This is a genomic window from Paraburkholderia sp., from assembly GCF_049581445.1.
Classification (GTDB): domain Bacteria; phylum Pseudomonadota; class Gammaproteobacteria; order Burkholderiales; family Burkholderiaceae; genus Paraburkholderia.
In genome coordinates, this window is record NZ_JBAURZ010000081.1 from 1 (window position 1) to 8,603 (window position 8,603).

General features: G+C 61.2%; 8 protein-coding genes. All 8 read left to right on the forward strand.

The features are described 5' to 3' along the window. Positions 1-837: ABC transporter substrate-binding protein (locus WCA85_RS06740; protein WP_424062393.1), on the forward strand; the 837-nt coding region annotated here is incomplete at its 5' end. A gap of 124 nt (positions 838-961) precedes the next feature. Continuing rightward, positions 962-1,987, forward strand: a complete 1,026-nt coding sequence (locus WCA85_RS06745) for an amidohydrolase family protein (RefSeq protein WP_424062394.1) — start codon at positions 962-964, stop codon at positions 1,985-1,987. Between the two features lie 44 nt (positions 1,988-2,031). After that, on the forward strand, positions 2,032-2,877 hold the full coding sequence (locus tag WCA85_RS06750) for an amidohydrolase family protein (RefSeq protein WP_424062395.1): 846 nt from the start codon (positions 2,032-2,034) through the stop codon (positions 2,875-2,877). Between the two features lie 86 nt (positions 2,878-2,963). Continuing rightward, positions 2,964-4,244, forward strand: coding sequence for an MFS transporter (locus tag WCA85_RS06755; protein WP_424062396.1), 1,281 nt, complete (start codon positions 2,964-2,966; stop codon positions 4,242-4,244). A gap of 62 nt (positions 4,245-4,306) precedes the next feature. Beyond that, a complete protein-coding gene (locus WCA85_RS06760) occupies positions 4,307-5,293 on the forward strand; it encodes a protocatechuate 3,4-dioxygenase (protein ID WP_424062397.1) in 987 nt (328 codons plus the stop codon). A gap of 38 nt (positions 5,294-5,331) precedes the next feature. Beyond that, the gene (locus WCA85_RS06765) at positions 5,332-6,189 is read left to right on the forward strand and encodes an HpcH/HpaI aldolase family protein (RefSeq protein ID WP_424062398.1); all 858 of its coding nucleotides are present in this window, start codon (positions 5,332-5,334) and stop codon (positions 6,187-6,189) included. After that, positions 6,190-7,734, forward strand: a complete 1,545-nt coding sequence (locus WCA85_RS06770) for an acetolactate synthase large subunit (RefSeq protein WP_424062399.1) — start codon at positions 6,190-6,192, stop codon at positions 7,732-7,734. A gap of 28 nt (positions 7,735-7,762) precedes the next feature. Beyond that, the coding region (locus WCA85_RS06775) for a phosphate ABC transporter substrate-binding protein (protein WP_424062400.1) at positions 7,763-8,603 on the forward strand (841 nt) is incomplete at its 3' end.

Below are 8,603 nucleotides of genomic sequence, written 5' to 3' on the forward strand. Positions count from 1 at the left end.
ATGGTGCGCGACGTCGAATTCGACGTTTGCGAGTTGGCGCCCACAACCTACATCATTGCCCGGGCGTATGGCGCACCGTTTGTCGCGTTGCCGATCTTCGTGGTGCGGCGCTTCCATCACGGCGGCCTGCTGGTCCGTCCTGACGCTGGCATCAAGACGCCCAAGGATCTGGAAGGCAAGAAAGTTGGCGTGCGTGCGTACTCAGTCACGACCGGCGTGTGGACGCGTCAGGTCCTGATCGATGAATTCGGTCTGGATTCATCGAAGGTGACCTGGGTTGTCGATGACGAGGAACACGTCACGCAACTCAAGCTGCCGTCGAACGTGATCCACGCGCCGGCTGGCAGCTCGCTGGCAGAAATGATGGCCTCGGGCGAACTGTCGGCAGGTTTTGCCGCCGCGGCGGGCATTGGCCGCACGGGCGCACCGACCGGTGGCTGGAAGGAAGTCGAGGCCGACTATCCTGATCTGCTGCCCAACGCGACCGAACTCGAAACCGAATACTACGCGCGCACCGGAGTCTATCCGATGCACGGCACGATCGTCGTCAAGGATTCGGCACTTGCCGAGCATCCGTGGATTGCGAAATCGATTTACGACGCGTTCGCGCAGGCGAAAAAGGAATGGCTGGCGCGTCTCGATGCTGGTGAAGCCACGGCCGTCAGCGACAAGAAGTACCTCGAACTGCGCAAGATTGTCGGACACGATCCGCTTCCGTACGGTCTCCAGGAAAACCTGAAGACGATCGAAACGCTGGAAGCGACCGCGTTCAAACAGGGGCTCACGCCGCGCCGCATGTCTATTAATGAACTGTTTGTGGACCCGCAGGCCCGCTGAGCCGGACGTAACTTTCTTGCATGGGACCAGCGCGCTTTGCGTGGGACCGGAGTAAGTGCTGAAGCACTACCTCCGGATCGACAAAGCCACTCAAGCCGCCACTCTGGTCGACAACGGAGACAACATGATTATCGATTGCCACGGTCACTTCACGACCGTCCCCGCTTCATTCCGTGCATGGCGCACCAGGCAGGTTGAATTTGCCAACGACCCCGCCAACGCCCCTTCGCTCGACGGCGCTCATGTCAGCGACGACGAAATCCGCGAAGCGATCGGCAACGGCCAGCTCAAGCTGCAAAAAGAGCGCGGCAGCGACCTGACGCTGTTTTCGCCGATCGCCGGCCTGATGAGCCACCACCTGGGCAACGAACGCACCAGCCTCGATTGGGCCAAGGTGTCGAACGACCTCGTGTACCGCGTGACCGAACTCTATCCGGACAACTTCGCGCCGGTGTGCCAGTTGCCGCAATCGCCGGGCGTGGCGCCTGCGAACTCCGTCGCGGAGTTGCGCCGCTGCGTCGAGGAAATGGGCTTTGTGGGCTGCAACCTGAACCCCGATCCGAGCGGTGGCTACTGGACCGGCAAGCCGATGACCGATCGCGAGTGGTATCCGGTCTACGAAGCGCTGTGCGATCTGGACGTGCCTGCGATGATCCACGTGGCTGCTTCGTGCAATCCCTGTTTCCACGGCACCGGCGCACACTATCTGAACGCCGACACTTCGGTGTTCATGCAACTGCTGCAAGGCAACGTCTTCAAGGACTTCCCGACGCTGCGCCTGGTGATTCCGCACGGCGGCGGCGCGGTTCCTTACCACTGGGGCCGTTATCGCGGCATGTCGCTGGAGATGTGCGACCGCCCGCTCGAAGGACTGCTGACCAATATCTTCTTCGACTCCTGCGTGTATCACAAGCCGGGTGTCGAGTTGCTGACCAAGGTGATTCCTGCGGACAACGTCCTGTTCGGATCGGAAATGATCGGCGCGGTGCGGGGCAAGGATCCGGCAACCGGCCAGTACTTCGACGACACGAAGCGCTATCTCGACGCGTGTGAAGCGCTGACGGACGAAGATCGCTACAAGATCTTCGAAGGCAATGCGCGCCGCGTGTATCCGCGCCTTGACGCACGCCTGAAGGCACGTGGCCACTGATATTGGCGCGAGCCGTATGCAACCGGAACAGCACAGAGACACTCATGACAATCGTTGATATTCACCCGCACATCATTTCCGACGACGAAACCCGCTATCCGCCGGCGCCGTTGTTCGGCAAGCGCTCGGACTGGTCGAAGGAACGTCCGACGACCGTGGAGACGTTGATCGAATCGATGGACGCAGCCGGTGTCGCCAAGGCCGCGGTGGTCCATTCGTCTACAACCTACGGTTTCGACAACAGCTATGTGGCCGAGGGTTGCGGGAAGTATCCCGACCGTCTGGTGGCGGTTGGCTCCGTCGATGTGCTGCAACCGGACGCACCGAAGCGCATTCGCGATTGGGTCGGAATCGGCCTTGCGGGGTTGCGCCTCTTTACCGGCGGCAGCACGAAGGAGTTCGACCCGAGCGAACTCGACGATCCGCGTTCGTTCCCGGCGTGGGAGCTGTGCGGCGAACTCGGCCTGCCGATGTGTATCCAGACCGGCCCGATCGGTCTGCCGCAGGTGACGGCGCTGGCGAAACGCTTCCCGAACGTGGCGATCATTCTCGATCACCTGGGTCGTCCGGAAGTGGCCGACGGCGCACCGTATGCAGCGGCACAAAGCCTGTTCGACCTCGCACCGCTCTCAAACGTTTACCTGAAGCTGACGCCGCGCATTTTTGGCGACGTGAAGAAGGAAAAGGCGAGCGCCGAAACGTTCTTCGCACGCGTGGTCGAGGCGTTCGGCGCCAAACGGATGGCCTGGGGCTCGAACTACCCGACCTCGCCGGGAACGCTGGCGGAGATTCTCGGCAGCGCTCAGGCGGGTCTGGCAAGTTTGAGCGGCGAAGACCGCGAGTGGATCTTCGGCAAGACGGCGCAGCAGCTGTATCCAGCCTTGGCCTAAGGTCGCATCGCATCCGTGCCGTCCGCTAACCATGCTTTTCGGTTCCCGGCATGCAGAGTTCAATCAAACCTTAGAGATACAAGAAGATGGAGACGAACAAACCTGGACGACCTGGGATCGCGAGCCGCTGGGCGGTACTCGCACTCCTTGCGATCGGTGTGCTGATTTCCTTTGTCGATCGCACCAGCATCTCTTCGACGCTGGCGGACGCAGGCTTTGTTCAACACTTTGCGCTGACGGACGTTGATCGCGGCTGGATCAACGCGGCCTTCTTCTGGTCGTATGGTGTGTTCCAGGTGCCGATGGGTTGGGTCGCGGACCGCTACGGCGTGAAATGGCCCTACGCGATCAGCTTCGCGCTGTGGTGCCTCGCAACGGCACTGATGGGTGCGGTCACTGCCCTTACGAGCCTGGTGGTGATGCGTTTGATCATCGGCATGGCGGAGGCCATCGTGATTCCCGCGAGCTATCGCTGGATTCGTAACAACTTCGACGAAAGTCAGAATGGCCTTGCCGTTGGCATTCTGGCGATGGGCAACAAGTTCGGCCCCGCAATCGGTGCGCCTGTGGGGGCCTGGTTCATCGTCAACTATTCATGGCAGATCATGTTCCTGGCCACAGGCCTCGTCGGGCTGCTCTGGCTGGCGCCGTGGTTGCTGATGGTGCGCAACGATCTGCCATCCAAGGTGCAACTCGCGCAGGCGAATCGAAGCGCCCGCACGGTGAGCCTCGGCAGCATCTTGTCCAGCCCGGTCGTCTGGGGCGGAATGATCACCAACTTTTGCTACGGCTACTTCACTTTCTATTGCATGACGTGGATGCCGGCGTATCTGGTTGAGCAACGCGGCCTGTCGCTTTCGAGGTCCGGGCTTTACACGTTCTTCAGTTTCGCCGGCATCGCGATTGTCGCGGCGCTCGCAGGATGGGCAGCGGACCGGATCATCGCCCGCGGCGGCAACCCGATTCTGGTGCGCAAGGCTTTCACCATTGCGGGGTTTGTGGGCGGTTGCACGGTATTGCTCGGCGCCTATGCCCACTCGCTCAACATGGCCCTGTTCTGGAATGTGCTTTCGCTCTCGCTACTTGGCCTGACCACCGCGAACAACCTGGTGCTGTCCCGCTTGACGCTGATTCCCAAGCAGGCGATTGGCCTGGTCACGGGTGTGCAGCAGGTTGCCACCAGTGTTGCTGGCGGTGTGGCGGCAAGCCTGTCGGGCTGGCTTCTCCACGTCAGCGGCAGCTATGACCTGCCGATTATGGTGATCCTGGCATTCCTGTTGATTGGCGCACTGACCACGATGACCCTGTTCCGTCCTGAATGGGCGCCGAAGGTGACCGAAGAACACGGTTCCCTGCGGCGAGCTTAGAAATAAAACACCGCCGCAATAGCCGGCCTTGTTGAACACGTTAATTCATAGAGAAACCTTTCATGGCGAAGATAGTATTCGGGATGGCGGTGCCGCATAGCGGGATGCTGGGTCAGGCACCGGAAGACTGGCTAAAGAACGGGGAGCGGGACCGTAACAATCCGGAACTGTGGTTCCGTAATCGGACCTGGACTTACCCCGAGCTCGAAGCGCATCGCGAAGCAGCGTTCGAGAAATTCCTGACGATCGAAGAACGCACCGAACGCGCCGCGCGTTGCCGTACCGCGCTCGATACGATGGCCGCCGTCTACCGCGAAGCCAAGGTCGACGTCGCGATTATTCTTGGCAAGGACCAGAAGGAAATCTTCACCGATTTCTCGCCGTCGATCGCTATTTACAGCGGTGAAGAAGTGCACAACGGCCCGCCGCAGCGTTCCGTCTATGCACCCGATCACCACGTCACGCACAAGTGCCATCCGAAGCTGGCCACGTATCTGATCGAGCACTTCCAGCGCGAGGATTTCGATCTGACGGACCTCTTTGCGTGGCCCGACAACGTGTGGATGAAGCCCTTGCCGGAATACCCGGTAGTGCCGCATGCGTACAGCTTCGTCTATCACCAGATCATGGGCGACAACCCGCCGCCGCATGTGCCGATCATCATGAACTGCTTCTACCCGCCGACACAGCCGTCGATGTTGCGCTGTATCGAGTTTGGCCGGGTGCTGCGCGATGCGATCAACGCATGGCCTGACGATGTGCGTGTTGGCATCTTCGCTTCGGGCGGCCTGTCGCACTTCGTCAATGACGAGGAATTCGATCACAGCATCATGAAGATGCTGGCCGACTACGACTACGACGGCCTCGCAGCAGTGGATAACCGTTCGTACCAGTCGGGTACTTCCGAAATCAAACTCTATGTGAGCGTGATGAAAGCGGTGCAGGAAACAGGCGCGGAGATGACGCTGGTGGACTACGTCCCCTGCTGGCGCACCGCAGCCGGCACCGGCGAAGGCATGGGATTCATGTACTGGAAAGCGGCTGACTGATCCGGCTGCATGCAACCAATCAAAGAGAGAGAAAAATCATGAGCGATACCCGTCTGAACAGCATCATTCGCGCTTTCGAATCCGGCAAGCCCGCATTCGCCGCGTTTTCCAAACTGGACAAGCAGAACGCTATCGAGATGAGCGATGCGCCGTATGACGGCCTCATCTTCGAAATGGAACACAACCCCTACGACGTCACGGCACTCGGCGATGCGATGCAGTACATGCTGAGCCGCAAGCAGATCGCCGAATCCGGCTCGGTTGCGCCGCGCGTCACGCCGATCGCGCGTATTCCGGCCAACGGCGCGGAAATGAATCAGTCCTTCGCCAAGCAGGTGCTTGATCGTGGCGCGTATGGCGTGATCTGGCCGCATGTGTCGACCGTGGAGCAGGCCTATAACGCGGTGGCGTCCTGCCGTTACGCCCGTCCCAAGGGCGCACCGCTGTATGAGCCGAAGGGCATCCGTGGTGACGGCCCCGCTAACGCGGCCCGCTACTGGGGCTTGAGCATGGCCGACTACTACAGGAAGGCCGACGTCTGGCCGCTAGCACCTGAGGGGGAAATCCTCGTTGGCCTGATGTGCGAAAGCACGGAAGCCATTGAAAACCTGGATGACATTCTGGCGAACGTGCCGGGTATTGGTTTCATCCTGATTGGCGAAGGCGATCTGAGCCAGCAACTCGGCCACCCGCGCGATTACGAGCATCCGGTGGTGGCCGATGCCATGCGCCAGATCGTCGAGACCTGCCGCAAGCACAACGTGGTGGTCGGCAATCCGCACGTCAACGCGAAGAATCACAAGCGTCTGATCGAAGAGGGTTACCGCTTCCTGATCTCGGCGCCGCTGAAGAGCTACGGCGTGGTCGGCATGGCGCGCGAGATGGCGGGGTATTAAATGAACGGCGCAGAAAGCCTCGTCCAGACGCTCACGGATCAGGGCGTCGATATCTGCTTCGCGAACCCAGGCACCTCGGAGATGCACTTTCTGAAGGCGCTGGAGAATCCGCGCATGCGCAGCGTCCTGTGTCTGTTCGAGGGCGTCTGCACGGGCGCCGCGGACGGCTATTACCGCATGAAAGGGACCCCGGCATCCACGCTGCTTCACCTCGGACCGGGACTCGCGAATGGGCTGGCCAATATTCACAATGCCAGGCGGGCATCGTCGGGTATGGTCAACATCGTGGGCGAGCATTCGGCTGCGCACCTGAAATACGATCCGCCGCTGATGTCGGACATTGAGGGTCTCGCACGGCCTTTGAGTCATTGGGTGCGCCGCGTGGAGTCGCCGCGTGCCGTGGCCTGGGACGTTGCTACCGCAGTGGAGAAGGCCAGCGAACACGCCGGCCAGATCGCGACGCTGATTCTGCCAGGCGATACCTCATGGCAGGAAGCCGGTGAGCCAGTCGCGCCGCCGCGCGTGGCTGCGAAGGCTAAGGCCCCCGATGCGGCACGCGTCGAGCATATTGCGCAGGTGTTGCGCTCGGGCGAGCCTACGCTTGTCGTCCTCGCCGGCCATTCGTCACGCGGCCGCGCGATTGAACTCGCGGGCAAGCTCAAGGCCGCGACTGGCTGCCGTCTTGCGACGCAATTCTTCACCGCGCGGATCGAGCGTGGAGCAGGGCGGGTCACGCTCGAACGCATTCCCTATGCAGTCGGACAGGCGGTTGAGTATCTGAAGGGCTTCAAACACATCATCACGGTGGAGACCACCGAACCGATCGCCTTCTTCAGCTATCCCGACAAACCGAGCTTGCTCAAGTCGCCCGGCACCAGTGTTCATTCGCTGGTCGAAATGGGCGAGGACGGCGAAGCGGGCCTGGAGATGCTGGTCGAAGCGGTTGGCGCGACGAGAACACCAGCCGTGTTCCAGCCGCGTTCAGACGCGACGCCACCGACCGGCGCACTGGGACCTGCCACGATTGCGCAGGCACTCGCCGCCGCGCTGCCGGAAAACTGCATTCTCGTGGATGAATCGCTGACCACGGGGCGCGAAACGATGGGGCTGACGGTTGGGGCTGCGCCGCATGACCTCATCAATAACATGGGCGGCTCGATTGGCTATGGCACCCCGGTTGCGACCGGTGCGGCGCTGGCCTGCCCCGACCGGCGCGTGTTCTGCATGGTCGGTGACGGCAGTGCGATGTACACCATCCAGTCGCTGTGGACCCAGGCACGTGAGGGCCTGAACATCACCACGATCATTTTTGCCAACAACAGTTACGCGATTCTCAAGGCCGAGTACGCCAACATGGGCGCTGGTGCGCCAGGCGAGCGGGCGTTGGCCATGATCGACATCGATCGCCCGCGTATCGACTGGCTGGCCATGGCGAAAAGCATGGGCGTACCCGCTGTCGCCGTCGACACCGCCGAGGCCTTCCATAAGGCCATGGCCGATTCAGTGAACGCGTCCGGCCCGTGTCTCATCGAGGTCAGACTGTAATTCCATTCAAGCATAAGGACGGACACCCATGACTACGACCCTCACCGAGGTGCCAACGCTGCGCACCAATCTGGCCGACTACGCGGTAACGAAGGCAATGAAGGACGGCCGCGTCAAATCGGACATCGTCAATCTCGACTACCGCGGGCCGACCCCGGCACACAACGGCTTCAAGGCGATGGTGCGCGAAAACAGGTTCGACGCTGGCGAACTGGCCATCGTGACGTTTCTGCAGGCCAAGGCCTTCGGCAAGCCGTATGTCCTGTTGCCGACGCCGATCTCAGGACGCTTCCAGCATCATTGCGCAGGCTATAACCTCGACTTCGGCCAACTCAACCCGAAGGATATCGAGGGCAAGAAGGTCGGCGTTCGCACCTACACGCAGACGACCGCGCTCTGGATTCGCGGCATTCTGCGTCATGAGTATGGCGTCGATCTCGACAAGGTGACCTGGATGACCCTCGGTGACGGGCATCTGGCCGAGTATCGCGATCCGAACAACTGTGAACGCTTGCCCGCAGGTTCGTCGATCCCAGACATGATGCTCAAGGGTGAACTGGCTGCCGCGTTGCTCGGTGAAGACATGCCGAAGGACGAACGTGTGCGCACGCTGGTTCCCGATGCACAGGCTGCTGCCAAAGACTGGTTTGCGCGCGAGAACGTCGTGCCGATCAACCACATGTTCGTGGTGCATCAGGACATTTCGAAGCAGCGCCCGGACGTCGTTCGCGAACTGTACCGGATGGTCGTCGAGAGCCGCGTGCTCGCCGAAGGCGTGCCGGCCGTGTTCCCGCCGATTGGGCTGGAGGCGAACCGCAAGGGTCTGCAACTGGCGATCGACTGGGCGCTTGACCAGAAGATCATTCCGC